The sequence below is a fragment of the Lysinibacillus sp. NPDC092081 genome (assembly GCF_044755845.1).
In the GTDB taxonomy this organism is placed as follows: Bacteria; Bacillota; Bacilli; order Bacillales_A; family Planococcaceae; genus Lysinibacillus.
Genome location: NZ_JBIVRU010000029.1, coordinates 19774 through 42913, shown reverse-complemented (window position 1 = coordinate 42913; position 23140 = coordinate 19774). Strand labels below are relative to the sequence as shown.

The following is a 23140-nucleotide window of genomic DNA, read 5'->3' as shown; positions in this document are numbered from 1 at the left end:
TGTTTCTCGACAATTCAAGTATATATAAATCAGTGAATCTGTGCTTTTTTTATGCGCGAAATTGTATGAATACCCCAAGAAATATTATAGAACCTTTTTTTGCGGGTATTCAATAATACTCTGAAACTGAAAAAAACCGCTAGGCATTAAAATGCACTAGCGGTTTCTCTTATTTTTGCTCATCTTCACCAATTTTGTCTTTTGAAATAGCTGGTAAAATTGGTTGTTTTACATTACTATCTGTCACTTTTTCAGTGTTATATTTTGCTTTTAACTCAAAATATTTATCGACAGCACGTCGAGCTATCTCGTTATTATTTGATAAATGCTGAGTAGTGTTTGTTGTTGCCCATGGAATCACAACTGCATAAGCGATTTCAGGATTATCATACGGTGCAAAGCCAACATGTGTTAAGTTAATCGTATTTGTTCCATAATACTCACGTAATGGTCCATAATAAACTACCTCAGCTGTACCCGTTTTCCCTGCCGCTGTATACGGTGCATTTGCAAATTGTCTTTTTGCTGTACCATTTGCGCCCGTATAAACACGACGTAACCCTTGTTTTACATAGTTAATTTCATCTGATGAATTATCAATTTGATTTAAAATTGTTGGTCCTATTTCCGTCACTAATTGTCCTAGCGATTGCCCATCTTTTGATGGCTCACGTACCTCTTTCACAACATGTGGCTGAATGCGATAGCCGCCGTTTGCGATTGTCGAGATATATTGTGCCAATTGTAACGGTGTATACGTATCATACTGCCCAATCGCTAAGTCGAGTGCTTTACCCCCATAGGTTGGACCAGTTGGACCTTGTACCCCACTAAATTCATTTGGTAAATCAATCCCTGTATTTACACCTAACCCGAATTGTGCATAAGAATTACGCATTTTAGGGAATGTATCGTCTTTTAAACGAAGTGGCATCCCATAGCTATATGGAGTTCCATTAATAAGCAAAGCTGTTTTAAACATATAAACGTTAGAAGATTGCTCCAAGGCTCTTAAACCATCCATCGTAATATAGCCATTACGGTTAAAAATAGAAGATTTCTTTTTAGTATTCAATAATTGAATCGGTTCATCTCCAAATACAGTACTTGGCTTAATAGCTCCTAATTTATATCCAGTTAGTAATGTTGCTGCTTTAACTGCAGAACCAGACTCATAAGCTGTTGTGAAGGTACCATACGAATAATCGACGACTTCATTTTTCCCTGTTTCAGGATTTTTCTCAATCTTCTTACCAACCATCGATAAAATATCGCCTGTATTTGGGTCCATCATTACTAAAAAGGCACGATCAAGTAAACGGGAACCCCCCTGTGATTTTAATTTTAGCAACTCTTCCTCAACAATTTTTTCAGTTGCAGCTGTTAACTCGCTATCTAGTGTTAAGACTAAATCTTTACCAGGCTCACCTTCATAGGTTGTAACGGTATCGATTACCTGTCCTTTTTTATTCGTAATATTTTTAACAACTGATTTTTGACCTTGCAGTAAATCTTCATATTGCGCTTCAATATAACTTTCACCAACACGGTCATTTCGTGAATAATCACGAGCTAAATAATAATTCAGCTTTTCTTTTGGAATCCCTTTTGCTGGTACTGTTGTGCGTCCTAAAATAGCGAGTGATGATAATTTCAAACGCTTCCAGTCAGTTGTTGTGTTAACGCCTGGTAGTTGAGTTAAACGCTCAGAGACACGTGCAAATTCATCGGCAGATACATTTTCACTCTTAATAATTTGCGGTGATAAATTGTAGCCTGATACCATCTCTCGAAAGATTGCTAGTACTTCTAAGTCCTTATCTGTCAATTGTAGTATTTCTTCGTTTGTAATTCGTTCACGTACAAGTTTATCAATCTGTGCATTGATTTGACTTTCTGGTACATTTTCTTGTGCTCTAATTTTCTTTTTTTCTTTCTCTGTTACCTTTGCATAGGCAGCGTCATGATTTTTTATGATCCAAAAATCCTGTTTATCACGTAAAGTGACACGGTTTGTTGGCTGCTCAATCAATTGTGCTAGATTTTCGGCTATGTCTAGCATATCCTCCGTTTTTGTCGTCGACATTTTCGTATAAGTAATAGCATTTTCTGGTTGGTTATCCACTAAAATACGCCCGTATCGATCATACATACGGCCCCTTGGCACACTTGTATTGACAGCTACCTCCTCTTTACTCTCTAAATCGCGTACATACTCTTCCCCTTTTACGATTTGCATATAGCCAAGTCTAAAAATTAGCATCGAAAATACGATAAATATAGCAAAGAAAAGGACATTCATACGAAATGTTAAATTAGAGTGATGTTTTGCTTTAACACTCGTCGCGCGATTTTTTCCCGGTGCTTTGCGCATATGTATTCCCCTCCTCATCTAATTACAATTTAAATACACACGATATTTAGTATACCATTCGAAGGTACGACAGGAAAGCATGCACTTGCGAATTTATGATTGAAAACATCATTTATTTGACGGCACTTTAAGTTGAAAAGTTTCTGTTTTTTACCGATTACTAGAAAAATAATTTTCACATTAAATATTGGGAGATGAGGCACAATGTGAAGCTTCCATAAAAGTTCCGGCGATCCCCCTCCCTTTCAGCTAACTTCTGCCAATTTTAGGAACGTTGGAGAATTCACCTTCACCTAATATTCCTAAGATTATAGAACCTAAAAAAAGACAGCAAAAAAGGCTATGCCTCGGTGACTCATCACCATTGACATAGCCTTCAAATCAATTATGCCTCGGCATAATTTCATCCGGAATCGGAAAGAAGTTAAACAATAATTATTATTTTGCAGCTTGGAATTTAGCTTCTACTACATCCCAGTTTACTACGTTCCAGAATGCACCGATGTAATCTGGACGACGGTTTTGGTAGTTTAAGTAGTAAGCATGCTCCCAAACGTCTAAACCTAGGACTGGAGTTTTACCTTCCATAACTGGAGAGTCTTGATTTGGAGTAGATGTAACAGCAACTGAGTCACCATCAACGATTAACCAAGCCCAACCTGAACCGAAGCGAGTTGTAGCAGCTTTTGCGAATTCTTCTTTGAATGCATCAAAAGAACCGAATTTAGCATCGATTGCTTTTGCAACTTCGCCAACTGGAGTTTTTGAACCGCCTGGAGCGATTAATTCCCAGAATAATGTATGGTTAGCATGTCCGCCACCGTTGTTACGTACAGCAGTTTGTTTGTCAGCTGGAAGAGCATCAATGTTTGCGATAAGATCGTTAATATCTTTTTCAGCAAATTCAGTGCCTTCTACTGCTGCGTTTAAGTTTGTTACATAAGTATTGTGGTGTTTAGAATGGTGAATTTCCATTGTTTTTGCATCGATATGTGGTTCTAATGCGTCATAAGCGTAAGTTAATTGTGGTAATTCGTAAGCCATTGTTAAGTTCCTCCCTAAAGTAAAGAAATAATTAGTACATTCCTAGATTATCAAAATTGGTCAAACCATTCAACGAAAAATACTTCAAATTGAAGATTTCAGCCTTTTGACTGAAAAGCACATACGATTACTATCCTACCCTGTTTTTAAATGGTTAAACTTCATATGGAAGAAAATCATATCGCTATAAAGAACACAACAATCATGACGATTTGAATTACTGCTTTTGCAAGTGTTGATGTTAAGAAGCCAACGAGAGAGCCAATACCGCTTTTCACAGCCTCTCCAAATGTACGGCGTTCTACGATTAACTCTCCAATGACAGCTCCTAAAAATGGGCCGACTACTATACCTACAACCGGAATGACGAACGGACCAATTAATAAACCAAGGGTACTGCCCCACATACCAGCATTTGAACCACCAAATTTTTTAATCCCAAAGGCAGTTGCTACAGAATCAGCAACAAATAATATAACAACAAATATAATTTCACTCGCCCAGAACCACCAGCTTAGCTCCGCAAATGAAAAAAATAATCCATATACTATAAAACCACCGAGTAAAAAAAGCACACCTGGAATTATCGGGTATACCAATCCAACAAATGAAATGATAAAGCAGGCAATCACTATAATCCAGCCAACAACTTCCATAAAAATTCTCTCCTTTTGTCGTGCATCAGGTTAGTTAATCAGGAGAAGCTATTCTATTCTACTGACGTGAGCCGAGCCACTTCCTCGGCTCAATCAGCTATAAATGAGCATGCATAGCTCAAAATTAACAAAGAAATCCTGTTCCTACTCAACCAGCCTGATCGTGCATTGCCTTTCATACGGATTCACTAAGCTAAAAGTTTCGTTCATCTAATGTCTAATTCCTAAAATAGAGTCAGCTATATTTACAGCATGATCTCCTATACGTTCTAAATTGCTAACGATATCCGTATAGACGATTCCCGCCGCTCCATTACATTCATTTGTATTTAAGCGCGCAATATGCTTTTGTCTTAGCTTATCTTCCATATCATCTATCAAGCTTTCGAGCTCAGTTACTTCCTGCGCCAGGCTCAAACTAGCTGTATCCAGAGCCGCTAAACTCTTTCGTACAGCTTCAATCGCTAAGCTAAACATGCCTATTAAATCTTGTCGTGCTGACTTACTTAAACTTACCTCATGATGATCTTTATATTGTAAAAGCTCTAAAATATTTTCAAAATGATCGCCAATACGTTCAATGTCTCGTACATTTGTTAGAAGTGTATGGTGTCTTACTGAGTCTGCACGAGAAAGTGGCTGCTTAGACACCATCACTAAGTAATTCGTGATCTCCTTGTCTAAATGATTGAGCGCTACTTCTAATTGTAAAACTGTTGGAATGTGAGCAGCTTCACCTGTTTTCATATATAAAAATGTTTCTTCTAAACCATGAAGGGCATGATCCCCCATACGTAACACTTCCTCTTTCGCTTGTCCAAGTGCAATCGCTGGAGAAGAATCAATGAATGCTGGATCTAAATGCTTCGTTGTTACATCAATATTTCCATCATGCCCAGGAACTAGCTTCGTGACAAGTACAACCAATCCTCCAATAAACGGCAGCTGAATCATCATATTAATAATGTTAAATGAGCCATGAGCTACCGCTATTTGCATTTTCGCATCTAAATGGAATAGCCCGCTAATCCACTGAACGTAATGTATAAATGGTGTGAAAAACACCATGAAAATAATAGTACCTATAATATTAAATAGCACATGTGCCGCTGCCGCACGTTTAGCATATATAGAAGCACCAAGTGAAGCTAATACTGCCGTAATAGTCGTGCCTATATTTTCACCAAATAAAATAGGTAAAGCACTATCTAAGCCAATTAAATGCTCAGCATACAAGCCCTGTAGCACACCAACAGTCGCTGTTGAGCTTTGGACGAGCAATGTAAAAACTGTCCCAAGAAAAATCCCTAAAATGGGCTGATTGCTTAGATGAAGCGTTAATGATTCAAAGTCCGCTAATTGATGAAGTGACTGCATGCTTGCACTCATTAACTCTAATCCTAAAAATAATCCCCCGAAGCCAAATACTATTTGCCCGATATACTGATATGTCGCTTTCTTAAAGAAAAATAACAGCCCTGCACCAATCGCCAATAACGGATAAAAATAAATGCCGAGATTAATACCAATAATAAATGCGGTTATAGTCGTTCCAATATTGGCCCCCATGATGACACCGATTGCTTGACGCAATGTTAAAAACCCTGTACTCACTAGCCCAACCGTAATCACCGTCGTAGCAGTGCTCGACTGGATACAGATCGTCACAATTATGCCTACCAACACTCCCATTAAAGGGTTTGTTGTAAAACGATTCAACCATTCACGCAGTCGATCATCTGCCGATTTTTGGAGCCCATCCCCCATAAATTTAATAGAAAATAAAAAGACTCCTAAACCACCTAAAAATTGAAACAGTATGCTTTGCCAATCTATTGTCAATTGTATTCGCTCCAATTCCTACGTCTCTACTACTCTATTCCTAATCTTTAAATGATAGTATAGAAAAAGTAAAGAAAACCTTTAACTTCTTTACACAATATTAACATTTCATTATCGTATTCTCAGTTATTATTACTTATTTCATATCTTGTCAAAGTTGAACATGGTAAAATAGCGATTGGAGGAGATATGTTTATGAAACACTCACAACTATTTATCGATAGCTTAATTCATCCAAAAAAACTTGCTGCCTATCGTTTATTACCTATCGGAAAAGTCATCCAATATACCTTTCTTCTCATTACTGTTGTTACAGTTTTCTCATTTGGTCGTTTTACGGCTGGATTGTCTGTTGATACATTTGATATGAATAGTTTAAATGGTATAACTGAATACATAGAAGGCGTTAAATGGGTATTGTATCCCGTGACATTCATTATGCTTTTTGTTTTTACTACGATGCTTATTTTTGCACAAATTGCTCTCTATGCTTTGGCAGGTCTACTGATTTTAAAAGTCATGAAGCGTCGCGGAGAATACCGTCATATTTGGCGTACTACGACATTTGCTATGACTTGGGCGACTCTAATAAGTATGCTATCAGATTATCTACCGATTAACAGTACAATTATCTCTGTTTTCTCTTTATTTTTAACAGTGACTCTACTAATTGTTGCCATGACAAAGTATCCAAAACAACCAAACACAAAATAATGTGCATGATTCCCCTCTCTTCTAAATATAGTGTAGAAAAGGAGGGGATTTTTTGCGTGCATTAGTGTTAACAGCTATCATCATTATTTTTGCTTTTGTCGTGAAAGTAGATTTAACAGAAGGTTCATTACATTTTGCTGCCATTTCTCCGAAAAATACGGAAAACGCCCTTTGTGAAAAGCAGCTAGAGCCAGATTATATCACTATACAAACTATTCAAGGCGATACCATTCACAGCTTATTTGCACTTCATCCTGCCAAAGTACCCATGACCTTTCCTGAACGTTTACAACTATTTTATGAATTAAATCCGCACTTACAATTACAGGCTCTTATTCCTGGTGAAAATATTAAGCTTCCACTGTCCTTTGAATTTGAAAACAAATGTGGAAAATGAAAAGTTAGCGTTTCTTCCTTGTCCTTATTTTCTTACACTGCTAAAATAAATGTCAGTGACGGTCGAAAGTATGGCCCGAAAAGGAGAGAAAGTTAATGAGTGAAATTTGTCACCGTACAAATACACGTCCCGTACGTGTCGGTAATTTAACAATTGGTGGTAGTAATGAATTATTCATTCAAAGTATGTGTACAACAAAAACACATGATGTCGAAGCAACAGTAGCAGAAATTCTTCGTCTTGAGGAAGCAGGCTGTCAAATTGTTCGCGTCGCAGTACCAGATGAGCGTGCAGCAGATGCGATTGCAGAAATCAAAAAACGTATCAATATTCCATTAGTAGCTGATATTCACTTTGACTATAAATTAGCATTAAAAGCAATTGAAAATGGCATCGATAAAGTTCGTATTAACCCAGGTAATATTGGGCGTAAGGAAAAAGTTGAAGCTGTTGTTAATGCAGCTAAGGCTAAAGGCATTCCAATCCGTATCGGGGTAAACGCTGGTTCATTAGAACGTCATATTTTAGAAAAATATGGTTACCCTACTGCAGACGGTATGGTAGAATCTGCCCTTCACCATATTAAAATTTTGGAAGACTTGGACTTCCACGATATTATCGTATCCATGAAGGCATCAGACGTAAATCTAGCGATTGAAGCTTATGAAAAAGCGTCTAAAGCCTTTGATTACCCTCTACATTTAGGAATTACTGAATCAGGTACATTATTTGCTGGTACAGTAAAATCAGCAGCTGGCCTTGGTGCAATTCTATCAAAAGGTATTGGTAATACACTACGTATTTCACTATCTGCAGACCCTGTTGAAGAAATAAAAGTAGCACGTGAACTATTAAAATCATTTGGTCTTGCTTCTAATATGGCAACCCTTATTTCTTGTCCAACATGTGGTCGTATCGAAATTGATTTAATTTCAATTGCCAATGAAGTAGAAGAATATATTTCTAAACTTAGTGTACCGTTAAAAGTAGCTGTTCTTGGTTGTGCGGTAAATGGTCCTGGTGAAGCACGCGAAGCCGATATCGGTATCGCTGGTGCTCGTGGTGAAGGTTTACTATTCATGAAGGGCAAAACAGTTCGTAAAGTGCCTGAAGAAACAATGGTTGAAGAGTTGAAAAAGGAAATCGATAAATTAGCAGCAGAAATGGCAGAAAAACGCGCGGCTGAAGAAGCAGCAAAAGCGAACGCCTAAGGAGGTGCTAGCATGAAAAAGCCCCGTTTCGGTATTGATATCGATGGAACAGTGACATGTCCTAGTACACTCATTCCACATATCAATAAACAATACAATGTAAATATTACACTTGACGATGTGTGCGAATATGATTTTTTATCAGCATTTCCCCACCCCGTTGATCCTATAGCATTTAATACATGGTTTAAAGAAAATGAGCCGTTTATGTACGAAGTATCTGAAGTGGCGAAAGATGCGAAAGATATTTTAAATACGTGGAAAGAAAACTACGAACTTTATTACATCTCTGCTCGTGGTGAGAATGTATCAGATGTTACGGTAAATTGGTTTAAATCACAGTCTATTCCTTACGATTATATCGAGCTCATTGGTAGTCACGATAAGATTTCCGTAGCAAAAAAACATGGTGTTGAGGCATTCTTTGAAGATAAGCATGATAATGCGGTCATGCTTGCAGAGGACTTAAAAATACCAGTCGTATTATTTGACACTCCGTATAATCGTCTTGCGGTTCCGGACAATGTCGTACGAGTTTATAACTGGCAAGAAGCCAATCAATTTATCACTAACTATTTTAAATAAATAAAGGAGTCGTGTTCATGTATTGAACACGACTCTTCTTCTTTTATACATCAAGTATCCCTCGTAACCAACGCTCCACAAAATTTTCAAAGGTAATGCCATAATTTTCATAAACAGCATGGTATACGAAATAAGTTCCTAATCGCTCAAGTAATTCATCATTAATCTTCATCACAAACCGCTCCCTTTCTTTAATTTACTTAATTTTCAGATACTTAAAATTACAATTTCTCGAACATTCTAGTGGAGGTCGCATCGTTGCAAAACCGTCACAATCTGCCACCTTCATGCCCTTTCTTCATAGTTTTCTTTTCGTTAATATAGTAGTAACAACTTGCAATACTGGAGGGACTACATGTGAGATGGATGACAAAGGTAGCTTGTATAGCATGTCTTTGCACGCTGCTAGCTGGCTGTGGTGATCGTTTATCTGAAATTAAAGAAGCGGTTTCAGGCATAAATTCAGCAGCAGAAACTGCAGCCAGTGCAGTTGGTCGTGATGTACATGCTATACGAGCAAATGCCATTAACTATAAAGATACATCTTTTACGGTTAATGACCTGTTTAAAACTATTTTACGTGACGTACGCTGGGATTATGACGCTGAAAAAAGAGAGCTTCATGTGAGAGGCACGTGGCAAGCACCACTATTTTCTGAGCAGCAGTGGGATGATACAATGAAAAAACAACTAGCAGAAACAGGTGTAGTAAAGGTTACGTGCACTTTTGAGAACAATAAAATTGATAGTGCTCTTACAAATGTAACACTTATTTTTAATGACGAAACGATTCTAGAAATGACTGGCGAAGATGCACTTCATCACCTATATGATACATATTTACAAAAAGAAGCTTCGTAGCTTTTAAACAAGGCTGTTTTCTCAAAGATTGTTACTGTTTTTAAAAAAAAGGCAGATTTAATCTACAAAACATGTAGATTAAATTCTGCCTTTTTTTCTGATATTTCGTGAATAGAAAATTTAACTAAAGCTCCTCGTTTGTTTAAGTAATTCACAAGTTGCCAAAAAAAATTTCTTAGTATATTCGGTAAATCACAATTTTATCCTGTTATATTTTTTAATTAAAGTAACTAAAATTGCAAGAAGAAATACGAAAAGACTATTTATTAGCATACAGTAGGCACGATTAATATCTTTTACTTCCCCACCGTAAGCCCCGTTCATAAAAATGGCACCGCCTACTGAACCAGGGATACCATAAGCGAATTCAAAGCCCGTTAAAGAGTTTGTCTGTGTGAATTCTGATACACCAATAATAGCTGCACGGATTGCGCGGTAATAGTGTTCTCTTCTCTACTAAAGGCTGTTAGGTTCGTAAGGTATAACAACCCCCACAGATACCTCCTTCCTTTAAGCTCAAGTTAGAACAGTTCCCTAAGACGGTTAATGGAATGTCTTCCGTATAGCAATAGTTCACAACGTTTACGATTGGGCTACATCTGTTTGGAAAAATGACTACATCGGCTGGACCGCCTGTTTTCTTTTAATTGTAAGTGTCATTGTCTAGTTGCAGCTTCTTCTAGGCTGTTATTCTGTGATGCTAGGTGAGGATATGTATTTTTTCTAAATAATACTTCACGATAGCTAAATATTCTCTGGAGTAGTACTTAATACGAAATTCAGATGGTGTTGCAGCTGGTAAGCCGGTAACGTTTAGTCCTAAATCTTCAGCAATGGATTCGGCTCGATATAGATGGAATCGGTTTGTTACAACTACAACTGAGGAATCTTTTTCTATGTAATCCATTGAATACTGAAAGTTTTCAAGAGTGCGAGTAGAATTGGATTCGGTGATGATTCGTTGTTCATCAATACCTAATTGCATTAATGATTCTTTAATTACAGAAGCTTCAGACACAATTTCGTCCTGCCCCTGGCCACCAGAAGCGATTGCAATTGTATTTGGATTTTCTTTTAAGTATGCAGCTGCGGTCTTGATGCGCTCGAACAGCAGACTAGACGGTTGATCCCCCGATAAACGTGTACCTAAAATAATGAGGTAATCTGCATTTTCTTTCGCAGTATCTTTGCCTTGAGACACGATAAGTAAGTGTAGGCAAAGGAAAAAAACAAGTACTGCTGCGAGCAATATAGTGATAAGCTTGAATACCTTCTTCATAATAACCTCCTTTTACACTGTAACGATTGACATTATATAAATTATCGGTAGCAAATTTCAATTTATGAGATTGTTTTTTAAGGCTTTTCTAAAAGATCGTTGCTATTACTACCCTTTATATCTTTTCTTAAATAGCCTGTGGAATAAATATAAAACGACAGTTAATAAGCTCAGAATAGAAAATTGTATTGTTGATGTCTAAAATATAAATATAACATCTTCGCGTAAAACAATCTCGCCAGGTGGCAGTTCTTCAGAGGGCGAAGGGAATAAAATTAAAAGGAATAAATAATAACAGAACAAAAGAATCCTAAGAAGGCTATTTTATGTTCTTCAGCAAATAAGCCCTTTCACCAAAAGAAATCTTACAATTTCGAAATATTGGACTCTCATATTTGAAACCAACCAAACTAGCAAGTTATAATCAAAGTATCACGTGATGGTTTGGAGGTGTTTGCATTGGGACAGAGAGATTAAAAATTGGCGAGCTTGCAGAAAAAACAGGTATTACCAAAAGAACAATTGATTATTATACAAACATTGGCTTATTAGTAGCAGAACGTTCTGCATCTAATTATCGCTACTATGCCCCTACAATGATTGAACGACTTCATATTATTGAGCAACGCAAACAGCAAGGTCTTTCACTCATAGATATACAACATGAACTAAACATCACTCCTCATGAAGAAATCGATGTACAAATGCTACGTGTAAAAATGCAAGACTTAGAGCAGGATGTAACTTTTCTACTTGAACAAATAAACAAACAAGACAATAAAGATATTGAAAAGATTAAAAAAAATGTTTCTACCGAAAGTATTGCACTCATGCAATCTTTACTTTTACTTATTTATAATTAGGAGGTGACGTTCTGTTCATACAGAACGACTATTTGGAGACCATACTCAACTTATCGATTTTTACCATTTTATTAGCTTTAACTGGCTTTTTCGTGGCAACGGAATTTGCTATTGTAAAAGTACGTTCCTCAAGGCTTGATCAATTAATTGCGGAGGGCAATAAGAGAGCCATTTCTGCAAAGTATGTTGTCAATCATTTAGATGAGTACTTATCTGCCTGTCAGCTTGGTATTACTGTAACAGCGCTTGGTATCGGGATGGTCGGTGAAAAAACCTTTGAATTTATGCTACACCCTCTTTTTAACTTGATTGGCATTTCTGATAAATATATGACGATCTTTACAATTGGTAGTGCTTTTGCCATTGCAACATTTTTACATGTTGTTATCGGGGAGTTGGCACCAAAAACTGCAGCGATTCAAAAGGCTGAAACGATTACACTCCATTTTGCCAAACCTATTATGTTGTTCTATAAAGCGATGTATCCATTTATCTGGTTCTTGAACGGCTCAGCTCGAGTATTAATTAGCATATTTGGTATGAAGCCAGCTTCAGAGCATGAGTTATCACATACTGAGGAAGAATTACGATTACTGCTATCTGAAAGCTTTGAAAGTGGTGAAATCAATAAAACAGAGCTAAAGTTTGTAAATAATGTCTTTGAATTTGATGAACGTATCGCTCGTGAAATTATGGTTCCTCGAACAGAGATTATTGGAATTGAAAAAAATGAATCTTTTACAAATATGATTCATTTTATCGCCGAAGAAAAATATACTCGCTATCCTGTTTATGATGGTGATCGTGATAATATTTTAGGCTTTATCAACGTTAAGGAATTGTTTACACACAGTTTGCTTGAGCAACTTACAGACGATTCATTAATCCTTGAAGATTTCATTAATCCTGTCATACGAGTAATTGAAACGATTCCAATTCAAGAATTACTTGTGCGTATGCAAAAAGAGCGAATTCATATGGCCATTTTAATGGATGAATACGGCGGGACATCGGGGCTTGTAACAGTCGAGGATATATTAGAAGAAATTGTAGGTGAGATTCGCGATGAGTTCGATGAAGATGAAATTGCAGAAATCCGAAAAGTAAGTGACAATCACTATATTTTAAATGCAAAAATGCTCATTGAAGATGTTGAAAAACTATTGAATGTAACACTTGAAGCAGAAGAAGTCGAGACATTGGGCGGTTGGTTTTTAACAGTAAATAATGGCATTAAAGCAACTAAGAATATTGAGTTAGCCCCATATATTTTTAGTATTTATGAGCAGCAAGGCCATCGGATTCATTACATTGAAGTCCGTCCCCTTCGCAATATTTTACCTACTGTTTTAGAAGCATAATCTGACTGATACGGTTTTCTTAATAGTTTATAACAATTTTAACTTCACTAGTATCCTTCAAATAGGGCCATTCTAGTTTTTCCAAATACTTTTTTCTTATTCCATTATTAGGCATATCCATATATAATACATATATGGATATGATTCTATTTTCAGGGGGCATTACATATGAAATTGTTTAAACTATATCATTCGGACGGTATTCATATTATTACCGACGTCAAAAAACACAAAACTAACATTGAATTAAAAACAATTACAGGTGAAGTATTATATATTATCGTCGTAACAGATGAAAACTACACAGTGTACGATGATCGCTTTGCTGGTGCTTCAAAGCAATTAAATTCTGTGGAGGCATTTGATATTGACGGAAACTTCCGTAGCTTAGATTTCGATAATATGCGTTCACTCTTCAAAGAGGCATTTACGAAGCTATTACAAGAGATTGCAGAATGTGTCAATGAAAATGATGAGCTAGTAGATATTGATACACTACGTCATAAAGTAAGCGCTCAAATTAAAGGTATTCATTTCCGTGTTATTTCTGACACAAAAAAATACGAGATTTAAATATCTAACAGACTGTCCAAGAGTAGATTGCGGGACAGTCTGTTTTTTTACGTTTCAATTATTATTACTTTACCCGTAATTTAACCACAGTTACCCGCGAAACAGGGAAACATCTCTTAACACTTTCATGTATAATGGTATTTAACTATCTGAAAGAAAGGGTGTTTTGGATGAATCGTGAACAATTAATCACACTTATTTCAGAAAAACTGAAATTAATCCGTACCGAAAAAAATTTAACACAGGATCAGATGAGTGATCTACTCGGACTCTCTAAAAAAACACTTGTTCAAATTGAAAAAGGTCGTATTTATACTGGCTGGACTACAACGGTTGCGGTTTGTGCATTATGCCGAGAAAGCTCAATTTTACAGCATGAGCTTGGCGGGGATCCACTTGAGGTTGTCGACTTAATCGCAAATAACGGAACATTACTACCTAAAGAAAAAACGATGGGTGGATACATATGGTGGAAAAATCTTAGTGAGTATAATGGTTATCGCCTACAACAAAACGTCATTAGTCAGCATTTTCGAATTTTAGATACAGAAAACTATCGACTACTATCAACGTTCGACGAGTCAATAGCACAGCAAGGATGGGAAAAGCTTCGAGAATAATTAAATACTGTACTTGCGCATAGCGTAGAAGCATTACATCCAAATACTTCTACTTATGCACGGGTAGTACTAGAATTGCAAGAACATTTGTTAATGCTGCACTTGCACCACTACCTTTCTCCATTCGCCCTTTTTTTTCCTCTCTTAGCTCTTTTCATAATGCCTTTACACCTCGTGCATTAAATTGCTATCACCTTACCTCCTATAAAGATGGATTTTCTGTTCTATTATTACTCTTTAGCTACGGAAACATCACTGAATACATTAAAAAATGGCATCACTATATTCTTCATAATCTTATTGGAATGGCTGTAGCAAATAGTTTTCTCTCTTCGCTATTTCAACACTATAGACAAATGAATAATGAAATGGGATCACTTCGTCATATGATAAAGTGTAGTTAGAAACTGATAGTATGAAGTGATAACTTTTCATTCAAACTTTGGTTAAAAGCTCATTAGTCGAAATTTGTAAAACTATTCTCTATACTTAGTAATAACTTCTCTAATACTGGAAAGGATGCTCTTTTATGGATCGAATACTAGCAATTAGTGATATACATGGGGAAATAGAGCTTTTTGAAGAATTATTATTAAAAGCTAATTATGATACTATGCAAGATCAACTATTTTTACTTGGTGATTATATTGATCGAGGACCTGCATCTTGTGGCGTTTTAAACTTAGTGGGGGAATTGCAGGCAAAAGGTGCACGTGTTCTATTAGGAAATCATGAAGCCATTATGCTAAAAGCCTGTCGCTCTGGTCATCCTAAGCCATGGAATCATTGGGTGGGACTTTGCGGTGGTGATGCAACACTTGAAAGCTATGGTTATCAGTTAGACGATTTTAAAGAAGCCATTGAAAATGAGACATTACCTAACTTTATTCAGACCTTACCAAAGCTCGAAGAACATTTACAGCTTATCGAAACCTTTGATACTTACATCGAATTAGAGGATGCCATTTTTGTACATGGCGGTGTTGTTCCTGGAGTAGCTTTGGCAGAGACAGATCCCATACAATTTTTATGGATTCGTGAAGAATTTCATGTAGGTTATCAAGGCGAGAAAACTGTAATCTTTGGTCATACACCTACCTACAGACTTCACCAATGTCCAACAGATTACAGAGTCTATTTTGGTGAAAATAATATTATTGGGATTGATGGTGGAGCTGTTTTTGGAGGTCAGTTACACGCATTAGAATGGCCAAGTCGTCAAATAATCTCTGTGGAAAAGGAAAAGCCAACAAGTGTACTCTGTAAAATTAAAGACAAGTGAATGTATTATAAAACAGTAATATCAAGAGGTTGTCTTTAATGTCACACATTATATTAAATAATTAGTACATCACTTATATATAGTGGTGTACTTTTTTGTTTGTTAGACCTCTAAATGAACTCATTCACTACCACAACTAACCTGCATAAGGAAATATTTGCAGTAATTAAATGTTGCGGTAAAATAGAACATACATTCCTAAAACGTACATTTGGTTTGGAGGCATAGCTTGAAAGAATATATAGTAAAAGAAGTGGCTGACTTATTAGGTAAACACGAAGAAACTATTAAACGTTGGATACGGTCAGGCAAATTCCCTAACGCTTATAGAAATAGTGATAAAGAGGGTTGGAGAGTTATTGAATCGGATTTATTGAAACTTAATAAAGTGATCCCAGTTAGTGAGGTTAAACAGAATGGTACTATAAAACCAGAAGTCGAAGAAACAGAGTTATTGAAACTGGCGTATCAAGCAGTTACTCTTACTTTCCCTACTGATGAAATGTTATCAATCTTGTCTGTAGTGGGGATAAAACGGACCTTGGAAATATTATTGTAATGCAGCAGGCACCTTCAACAGTGAAGAATCCTTATGGGTTCATCAAAAAAGCAATACGTGAAAATTTAGGTACGATTTCAACTTATATCGAAGACATTAGGCAAATGAGAGTATGACCTATCACGAAAACGTTTGAAAATCCCGTTATAACAATCGAGAACCTACTATTCCCGTTTATAACAGGCTGGAAGCAGTTTAAACTCATAAAGTAAGGTGATTAAATATGTGTGCTAAATATTATTATCGATATTGTCCAGAAGGAACCGAAAGCCGTTATGGATTATTGTTTTTTCATAAAAACGGTCCTTTTCTACCTTTAACAGACTATTACCACGATTGTATAGGAAGGAATGACAAAAGTACTGCTAATAGCTATTTGAACAACCTTATTCTCTTCTTTAATTGGCTGGACGAGTATAGCAACTACCAAGGTGAAAGGGTTCGATGGGATAACAATCCTGAAGTCATACGAGTAGCTGTGGAAGATTATCTGATGAATGAAATGTATTGTAAAGTTAGAGAAAAAGATACATTTCGGTTCGTTAACAAAACAAACAAAAGCATTAAAACAGTTAGTCGTTTTCTTTCAGCGTTAAAATCATTCTATAAATCTCTGATTAGATTAAAAAAATACAAGTATTCAAATCCTATGATAGATTCTTATGCCATTTTAAATGAACATAGAAACAAAGGTGTAAGGAAGGACAAGCTTCGTATGCCCTCGGAGGCAGGAACGGAAGAACCTAGTTCAACCAGAAGATTAACAGATTCTTATTTCAAATTAATAAATGATGAATGGCAGCCTGAAATTATTGGAGATAAATTCCTACCTTTCGATATAGCAAAACCTTTAAACAGAAAGAAAATAGCAAAATAAATAAACCGCAAAACAACTTAGATTTGGACATTGATTTCAGGAAACTAAAACCCGACCGTAACCTTGATATTCTTCATAGAAAGTATTTGAAACTATCAAAACAAGAACTTGTCCAAAGACTGATTCTTGCTGAACAGTATATTTCAGAAAACGAAAACAAATGGGTTACAGCTCATTTTGAATCATTTAAGTAGTAAAAAGAAACAGTGATTGGCTATTGTCCATTATTTCCAAAATGTGGGTAAGTTTAAAGCCACCTCAATGAACCTCTTCATATCCAACTCGCCAATGCGTGTAGCCTTGCCAACCCCTTCTACGATAACGGTCTTTTCATCATCTATGATTGCTTGTGACTCTTCCATTGTATTCGATACTTCCATGATGAGAATCTCCTCTCATGATGGTGGATAATATGATATATGAATGTTCCGCTTGTCTCAATTCGAGATTCACTCATTACTTGTACTTTTAATTTTCATGTCATCCACTTCATCCTTTCGATGATGTTCGAAGTACATATAGGAAAAGGACACACTTTTTTAGTGCGAAAGGAATTTATTACAAACTAAAAATAACGTCATCGGCACAATAGCTGATGACGTTATTTTTTCGGCTTCGTTTTAACTTGTTCTTTATCGTCTCCTTCAACGTTCCTTTGACGCCATGTAGAACGGAGATCCATCTGAATCCCCGCAAATCAATTTTTCTGTGAAAAGTGTGAAGTAAAAATGTCCCCTGAGGGCTATTGTTTGCCTGTTACCACATTTGAAGTGGAGACGGACAAGTGCGGGTGCTTTCCCCTCATTTTTTTAATTAGGAATAGTATACTTTTTCTACTTTATATAATGTATGCTCGATAGTCGAGCAGAGAACGGCATCCACTTTGTAAAATTTAACTCGAAAGTATAAACTTTTCAAAAAGTTCTTTATATTATTTTTTTGCTTAAAGGCAGGGAGAAATTCTGAATTTTTCTCCACATCACCAAAACTTTGAATCCATTGCTCTACATAAGTCTGACTAAGTATTTTTCTATTTAAAACACTAATTATGGATTTTACCATTCTCTCATCTTCCCCATCGGAGTAAATTCGATCTGTTATGGTCATCTTTTCGTAAACCAAATCGAGGATAGTTAAGAGGTCATTTTTATCCAGTTCGGAACATTGAGCCAAATCTTCTAAAGCATCTGCTGCATGGGCTATGGCATGAGCCCAGCCTTTTTCTTCGTCATACCCACGGTAATCTCGCTCTTCTTGTACATTGTAAAATACTTTCTCTTTTATCTGATGAATTTGCTCTCTTGAGAGAAATGGTGATTCTCTATGCCTCATGAAGAGGAGTGGTATGACTAGCATGGAGAAAGATCGAGTGAAGACAGAGTCTGTATTTGTTTCACCAAGCTTAAAAAGCAAATGGTTTTTATCCAAAACAACCGGTAGAAGTTGTTCTAGTTCGTTTGCTGTTAGAGAATTATCAGGAATCCAATGTGATAAGGTTGTATAAATTAGCTCATCACGTAGTTGGGCATCCAAAGAACCTATGTTATTTATCATTTCAAGTATCAACTGGAATGTATCGGGAGGTGCTTGGTACCCATTTTCTTTTATTAATATCAACTTTTCTTTTAAATTCATTTTACACGCTCCTACTAGAAATTTTCTGAACTAACTTTTTCAAGGGTTTCTACTGACTATACGGCTTCGTACCCCTTCTTCCCTTACCATTTAAAATGATTTTCAAATTCCTTAACCGCAGCTTTTACAGATTTATATCCAGCTTCAGCGTACTTTTCCTCAAAAGAAGGAGGAGATTCATTCGAATTTGCATTTACTGTTTCAAAACACCACACACAAATTAATAGAATAAATAAAACCATTAGAAAAGGGGTACGTTTATCCAATTTCATCACCCTATTTTTTTTAGGTGTATTATGTCCTGTTCCTGTTCCGTTAGTTGCAAAAATCTTATTAGAAAACAACCTATATCTTTTATACTTATAAGTTTAAGAAATAGGCTTTAATGTACAATTAATAATTGATATAAGCTCCTTTTAAATTACCGCAACATTAGATTGACTTAATTGTTGTAGTAAATAGAGTCATCTGAGGTAAAAAAGAGGATAGATAGAGCGAATTCATTTTAGCTCTTCTATCCTTTAAATTTCTATACATATAATGTGTGACATTAAATAAGAATTCACTATTTAAAATAGTTTCAGCTTATAACTTGACTTTTAATAAAATAGAATAACCTGTTGGCTTTTCATGCTGACTCAAAGCTTTAATACAATTTAAAAATAATACCTACTAAAGAGTACACAATAACCGTTGTAAATAAAATTGTCATATGGATAAGTGAGAAAACAAACATTTTTGTCGCCCACTTTATTTGATCTTTATTACTATGATAACCGTAAATACTCATCACGAGCCATGCAATGCTTAGCAATAGAGCAACAAGCATAATGCCAACACTTAAAGTGCCAAATAAAAAGCTTGATAATATTAATAAGATTAAATAAAAGTTCGTTTGATAATAAGTACGACGCATCCCTTTTACAACTGGAAGCATTGGAACGTTGGCCGCTTCGTAATCCGCATGCTTACGAATGGCAATAGCATAGAAATGCGGCATCTGCCAAATAACCATAACTAAAAATAGGCCAAGTATCGCAGGATGTGTAATATCTGTAGAAACTGCAGCCCAACCAATTAAAGCTGGAATCGCCCCTCCTATACTCCCAACTTCTGTATTATAAATCGTATGTCGTTTTGTCCACATTGTATAGGGTACTACATATAAAAATACTCCTAGGAGACCAAATGCTGCAGCTAATGGTGAAGCAAGTGCCAACACAGCTGCTCCGATAATGAGCATAGCAAAAGCTAAAGTTAAGGCTGACTTAGCTGACATTTCACCAGTTACAGTTGGTCGACTTTTCGTACGAGGCATTATAGCGTCAATGTCTCGGTCATACACATTATTAAATGCTCCAGCAGCACCAATAACAAGTGCTGAGCCAATCGTTGCGAAAATAATTTCAGGTATATTCTCTACAAAAGTCATTTTATTTTTGTACATACCTAGCGTTAATCCAGCCCACATAGGAATTAAATTGGATTTAATGATTCCTGTTTTTACTGTCTGCGCTAAAATAGAAGAGCGTGAGGACTTCTTCACTGACTCCTTGGAAGGCTGTTGTTTATGCTCCGTTTTTAGATTTTGTTCCATTCATCTTAATTCCTTTTCTCTCTTAATTTCTACACGCTTTACCATTAGAAAGCGACAAATTTTGCATTAGACATATCAAATTATTATTCTACCTCTTTTAGATAGAGTCTGTCTCAATGTTCACATAAAGTACATGATTTTCTTTATTCTTTTTATATTCTACCTAATGAAAATAGAGATACACGTTCATTCACAACATCTTCTATGATACCACCGACTGACGTGAATTTGAACCTAATTGGCTTGATTCTTTGCATATTACTATTCAAGGAAAACAATCTACTCTATACTAAGGTGTATGTTTTAACTAGACGAAGGAGTGTCAACCACGTGAAATACGGATTTATCGGCCTTGGAAATATGACTACAGCTATTATTAAAGGTATGTGTAAAAGCGGAGATTTTGATCCTACTTTTATTTATGGCTATAATCGTACCAAAGCAAAAACAACAAAATTAGCAACCTCTTACGGTATTCAATCCGTAAGCTCTATTGAAGATATTATGTCAAATTGTGACGTCATTATCCTCGGTGTCAAACCCCAAATGTTACCAGATGTTTTGCCTGAGGTGAAAAAGCATTTACAAGACAACCATGTCATTGTTTCCATTGCTGCAGGTAAAAATATTTCATATTTTCAAGGTTATCTATCTGAAGTTACCCCTATTATTCGTGTAATGCCAAATATTAATGCGCTTATCGGTGCCTCTACAAGCTGCTATACAGCGAGTGAACAAGTATCAGATGTGCAGCTTCAGTATGTCGTTTCACTGTTTGAAACAGTTGGCACAATAATCGAGGTGCCTGAACACTTATTTTCCATATTTACAACGATTGGTGGTGCTTCACCAGCATTCACCTATATGTATATTGACGCTTTAGCACGTGCTGCTGTACGTGAAGGTATGCCAAAGAGCATGGCGCTTGATATTGCGGCAAATGCAGTACTCGGCAGCGCAAAAATGATTTTACAATCACAAGAACATCCCTGGGCACTTGTAGATCAGGTATGCTCACCGGGAGGCACAACTATTCAAGGTGTATCCTCATTACAAAGTAATCATTTTGAAACAACGATTCACGATGCAGTAACTGCCGTGACTGACAAAGATCGAAGCTTATCAAAATAGCTCTTGATTGATTTCTAAAGAATAAAAACGAAACCGAGACATCCTACATGTCTCGGTTTTCATTTCATTGAATATTATCTTGTAATTCCTGTGCTAAAAATGCAGTTAGATCACGTAAATTTTCTGGTGTAACACCGTGACCGTCTGGGTACTGTTTAAATGTCACAGTAGCTCCAAATTGCTCAAATATTTCTTTACTTTCAGTACCCCATTGTGACGGGATGACATAATCATAATCACCATGAGAAATAAATGCATGTAAGTGATTGATTGGGCGAATTGCATACTCCTCTGTCACGAATTTCGGCGTGTAGCCACTTAATGCTACTATTCCTGTAATTAAATTCCCCATTGCAAAAGCAAGGGACTGTGCCAAAACTGCTCCTTGACTGAATCCAAGCATGTACACTTTATGTGGATCAACTTGATATTCATCAATTGCCTCTAGCACAAATTTTTGTAGAGCCACTAATACTTTATCGAAAATTTCACGGTCTGGTTTACCAATATCTTGGATTGTGAAAAAAGCATAGCCAGGCTTTTGCGTAATAGGTCCACGTAAACTAAAGATATGACATTGCTCTTTAAAGTCCTGCACTAATTGTGGTAAATCATCTTCATTGCTACCCATTCCATGCAATAAAAAAATCGCTGGATATTTTCTATCTGGGTCCATATTCGTTGGTTGTGTATGTTTAAATGTAAATGGTGTATTCATAATAAAATTCCTTTCAGGTGAACTTAGTGTCACCTTATTATACTGCAAAAGATATCGGGACAAAAACAGGATTGCTTCGTTATCATAAAAAGCTTTCATCATTAAAAAATCTATAGACTTATGATAGATTGATTTCTATTCGACTGGGTGCTTTCCAGGGCGTACGATAAACCGCTTGGAACACGATGTTTTTATGTATGAAAGCATAGAAGCTAGGTAGGAAGTAACTGCCCGAAAAGCACGATTGGTGAAGACTAATAATCAGTGGGGTAAAGCCCCCACTGATTATAGTGTCACTTTATTAATAATCCCATCAGTGTGATAGGCAATATAGCCATTAATTATGCGAATCGTTTCTTGTGGATCTGCGTTAAATAGCACTTTTGATTGCTCTGGTGTTGAGACAAGTACCGTTAATAAATCAGCGCGCATTGAATGTCCCGCAGAGCTATAAGCATAATCATAAACAATATCTTCCTCTGTCACATTGTCAGTCACATACTGCTTATGAAACAATTCTTTAGCGGCATCCATTTGTTCAGCGACCTGCTGACGAATACGCATTTGATGCATCAATAGCTCTTCCTCAAGTACAGTGGTCTTTAACCACTCTTTCTTTTCGAGCATCTTCAAAAATTCTTTTTCCCAAACTTGCTCATTTTCAGTAAAATACAGCATATTCATCATTAACCTATCCCAAAAATCAATTTGAGACTGTGCTGATTTACGCTGCATCTCTATTACTTCTTTAAAGTGCTCCTCAACCTTCGTAATATTCATATTGCGCACTAAATGATTACATACATTTTCAATAAACTTATTTGCCACTTCTTGTGCCATCAAAAACCCGTCCTTTATATCTACAAATCATTTCTCCACTATCATATCATGATTGTAGAATATAAAGAAATGGGTAACGTTTAGATCTGATATAGGCTTCCACAGATTTACATAGCTAAAA

At 36.3% G+C, this 23140-nt stretch carries 25 protein-coding genes; 13 read left to right on the top strand and 12 right to left on the bottom strand.

All coding sequences use genetic code 11. The annotated features are described in order from the left end of the window. Positions 1–169: 169 nt before the first annotated feature. From ACIQLB_RS23580 to ACIQLB_RS23565, 4 genes are all read right to left on the bottom strand, one after another. Positions 170–2374 (bottom strand): peptidoglycan D,D-transpeptidase FtsI family protein, encoded by a 2205-nt coding sequence (locus tag ACIQLB_RS23580; RefSeq protein ID WP_400731141.1) that lies wholly within the window; start codon positions 2372–2374, stop codon positions 170–172. A gap of 438 nt (positions 2375–2812) precedes the next feature. Beyond that, positions 2813–3418, bottom strand: coding sequence for a superoxide dismutase (locus ACIQLB_RS23575; RefSeq protein ID WP_053485466.1), 606 nt, complete (start codon positions 3416–3418; stop codon positions 2813–2815). Positions 3419–3594: 176 nt separating this feature from the next. Continuing rightward, positions 3595–4074: a DUF456 domain-containing protein gene (locus ACIQLB_RS23570; protein ID WP_400731140.1), complete on the bottom strand. Its 480-nt coding sequence runs from the start codon at positions 4072–4074 to the stop codon at positions 3595–3597. 210 nt (positions 4075–4284) lie between these two features. Then, positions 4285–5916 carry a Na/Pi cotransporter family protein gene (locus ACIQLB_RS23565; RefSeq protein ID WP_400731139.1) on the bottom strand — a complete coding sequence of 544 codons (1632 nt, stop codon included), beginning with the start codon at positions 5914–5916 and terminating at the stop codon, positions 4285–4287. Positions 5917–6111: 195 nt separating this feature from the next. Between ACIQLB_RS23565 and ACIQLB_RS23560 the strand changes: the two genes are divergently transcribed. The 4 genes from ACIQLB_RS23560 to ACIQLB_RS23545 all read left to right on the top strand — a co-directional run bounded on the left by ACIQLB_RS23560 (position 6112) and on the right by ACIQLB_RS23545 (position 8823). Continuing rightward, entirely contained in the window at positions 6112–6630 is a 519-nt protein-coding gene (locus ACIQLB_RS23560; protein ID WP_400731138.1) for a DUF1189 family protein, read from the top strand. A 52-nt stretch (positions 6631–6682) separates the two neighbouring features. After that, complete coding sequence (locus tag ACIQLB_RS23555; RefSeq protein ID WP_400731137.1) at positions 6683–7027, top strand: hypothetical protein; 345 nt, start codon at positions 6683–6685, stop codon at positions 7025–7027. A 95-nt stretch (positions 7028–7122) separates the two neighbouring features. Next, entirely contained in the window at positions 7123–8238 is a 1116-nt protein-coding gene (gene ispG / locus ACIQLB_RS23550; protein WP_400731136.1) for a flavodoxin-dependent (E)-4-hydroxy-3-methylbut-2-enyl-diphosphate synthase, read from the top strand. A 12-nt stretch (positions 8239–8250) separates the two neighbouring features. Next, a complete protein-coding gene (locus tag ACIQLB_RS23545) occupies positions 8251–8823 on the top strand; it encodes a 5' nucleotidase, NT5C type (protein ID WP_400731135.1) in 573 nt (190 codons plus the stop codon). 43 nt (positions 8824–8866) lie between these two features. Here the strand turns inward: ACIQLB_RS23545 and ACIQLB_RS23540 are convergent, their stop codons facing one another. Next, on the bottom strand, positions 8867–8998 hold the full coding sequence (locus tag ACIQLB_RS23540; RefSeq protein WP_255505234.1) for a hypothetical protein: 132 nt from the start codon (positions 8996–8998) through the stop codon (positions 8867–8869). Between the two features lie 191 nt (positions 8999–9189). On the opposite strand from ACIQLB_RS23540, the gene ACIQLB_RS23535 reads away from it, so the two are divergent. Next, entirely contained in the window at positions 9190–9684 is a 495-nt protein-coding gene (locus tag ACIQLB_RS23535) for a hypothetical protein (protein WP_400731143.1), read from the top strand. Positions 9685–10384: 700 nt separating this feature from the next. Here the strand turns inward: ACIQLB_RS23535 and ACIQLB_RS23530 are convergent. Beyond that, the gene (locus tag ACIQLB_RS23530; protein WP_400731134.1) at positions 10385–10963 is read right to left on the bottom strand and encodes a YdcF family protein; all 579 of its coding nucleotides are present in this window, start codon (positions 10961–10963) and stop codon (positions 10385–10387) included. A gap of 458 nt (positions 10964–11421) precedes the next feature. On the opposite strand from ACIQLB_RS23530, the gene ACIQLB_RS23525 reads away from it, so the two are divergent. The 7 genes from ACIQLB_RS23525 (at position 11422) to ACIQLB_RS23495 (ending at position 17098) form a co-directional block, all read left to right on the top strand. Continuing rightward, positions 11422–11826 carry a MerR family transcriptional regulator gene (locus ACIQLB_RS23525; protein WP_400731142.1) on the top strand — a complete coding sequence of 135 codons (405 nt, stop codon included), beginning with the start codon at positions 11422–11424 and terminating at the stop codon, positions 11824–11826. Between the two features lie 32 nt (positions 11827–11858). Beyond that, positions 11859–13187 (top strand): hemolysin family protein, encoded by a 1329-nt coding sequence (locus ACIQLB_RS23520; RefSeq protein ID WP_400731133.1) that lies wholly within the window; start codon positions 11859–11861, stop codon positions 13185–13187. A 168-nt stretch (positions 13188–13355) separates the two neighbouring features. After that, entirely contained in the window at positions 13356–13760 is a 405-nt protein-coding gene (locus ACIQLB_RS23515; RefSeq protein WP_400731132.1) for a hypothetical protein, read from the top strand. A 170-nt stretch (positions 13761–13930) separates the two neighbouring features. After that, positions 13931–14380, top strand: coding sequence for a helix-turn-helix transcriptional regulator (locus tag ACIQLB_RS23510; protein WP_400731131.1), 450 nt, complete (start codon positions 13931–13933; stop codon positions 14378–14380). Between the two features lie 529 nt (positions 14381–14909). Further along, entirely contained in the window at positions 14910–15662 is a 753-nt protein-coding gene (locus ACIQLB_RS23505) for a metallophosphoesterase (protein ID WP_400731130.1), read from the top strand. A gap of 229 nt (positions 15663–15891) precedes the next feature. Continuing rightward, positions 15892–16221, top strand: coding sequence for a helix-turn-helix domain-containing protein (locus tag ACIQLB_RS23500; protein WP_400731129.1), 330 nt, complete (start codon positions 15892–15894; stop codon positions 16219–16221). A gap of 223 nt (positions 16222–16444) precedes the next feature. After that, the gene (locus ACIQLB_RS23495) at positions 16445–17098 is read left to right on the top strand and encodes a hypothetical protein (RefSeq protein WP_400731128.1); all 654 of its coding nucleotides are present in this window, start codon (positions 16445–16447) and stop codon (positions 17096–17098) included. Positions 17099–17322: 224 nt separating this feature from the next. On the opposite strand, the gene ACIQLB_RS23490 is transcribed toward ACIQLB_RS23495, so the two are convergent. The 4 genes from ACIQLB_RS23490 to cyoE all read right to left on the bottom strand — a co-directional run bounded on the left by ACIQLB_RS23490 (position 17323) and on the right by cyoE (position 20330). Then, a complete protein-coding gene (locus tag ACIQLB_RS23490) occupies positions 17323–17478 on the bottom strand; it encodes a hypothetical protein (RefSeq protein ID WP_400731127.1) in 156 nt (51 codons plus the stop codon). A 433-nt stretch (positions 17479–17911) separates the two neighbouring features. After that, positions 17912–18733 (bottom strand): DUF2785 domain-containing protein, encoded by an 822-nt coding sequence (locus tag ACIQLB_RS23485; protein WP_100795914.1) that lies wholly within the window; start codon positions 18731–18733, stop codon positions 17912–17914. Between the two features lie 83 nt (positions 18734–18816). After that, the gene (locus tag ACIQLB_RS23480) at positions 18817–19077 is read right to left on the bottom strand and encodes a hypothetical protein (protein ID WP_400731126.1); all 261 of its coding nucleotides are present in this window, start codon (positions 19075–19077) and stop codon (positions 18817–18819) included. Between the two features lie 302 nt (positions 19078–19379). Continuing rightward, entirely contained in the window at positions 19380–20330 is a 951-nt protein-coding gene (cyoE, locus tag ACIQLB_RS23475; protein WP_400731125.1) for a heme o synthase, read from the bottom strand. Positions 20331–20660: 330 nt separating this feature from the next. Here cyoE and proC point away from each other — a divergent pair, with 330 nt between their 5' ends. Next, positions 20661–21461 (top strand): pyrroline-5-carboxylate reductase, encoded by an 801-nt coding sequence (gene proC, locus ACIQLB_RS23470; RefSeq protein ID WP_400731124.1) that lies wholly within the window; start codon positions 20661–20663, stop codon positions 21459–21461. 64 nt (positions 21462–21525) lie between these two features. Here the strand turns inward: proC and ACIQLB_RS23465 are convergent, their stop codons facing one another. Together ACIQLB_RS23465 and ACIQLB_RS23460 are read right to left on the bottom strand one after the other, a co-directional pair. Continuing rightward, positions 21526–22179, bottom strand: a complete 654-nt coding sequence (locus ACIQLB_RS23465) for an alpha/beta hydrolase (RefSeq protein ID WP_400731123.1) — start codon at positions 22177–22179, stop codon at positions 21526–21528. Positions 22180–22464: 285 nt separating this feature from the next. Beyond that, complete coding sequence (locus ACIQLB_RS23460) at positions 22465–23019, bottom strand: hypothetical protein (RefSeq protein WP_400731122.1); 555 nt, start codon at positions 23017–23019, stop codon at positions 22465–22467. Between the last annotated feature and the right edge of the window lie 121 nt (positions 23020–23140).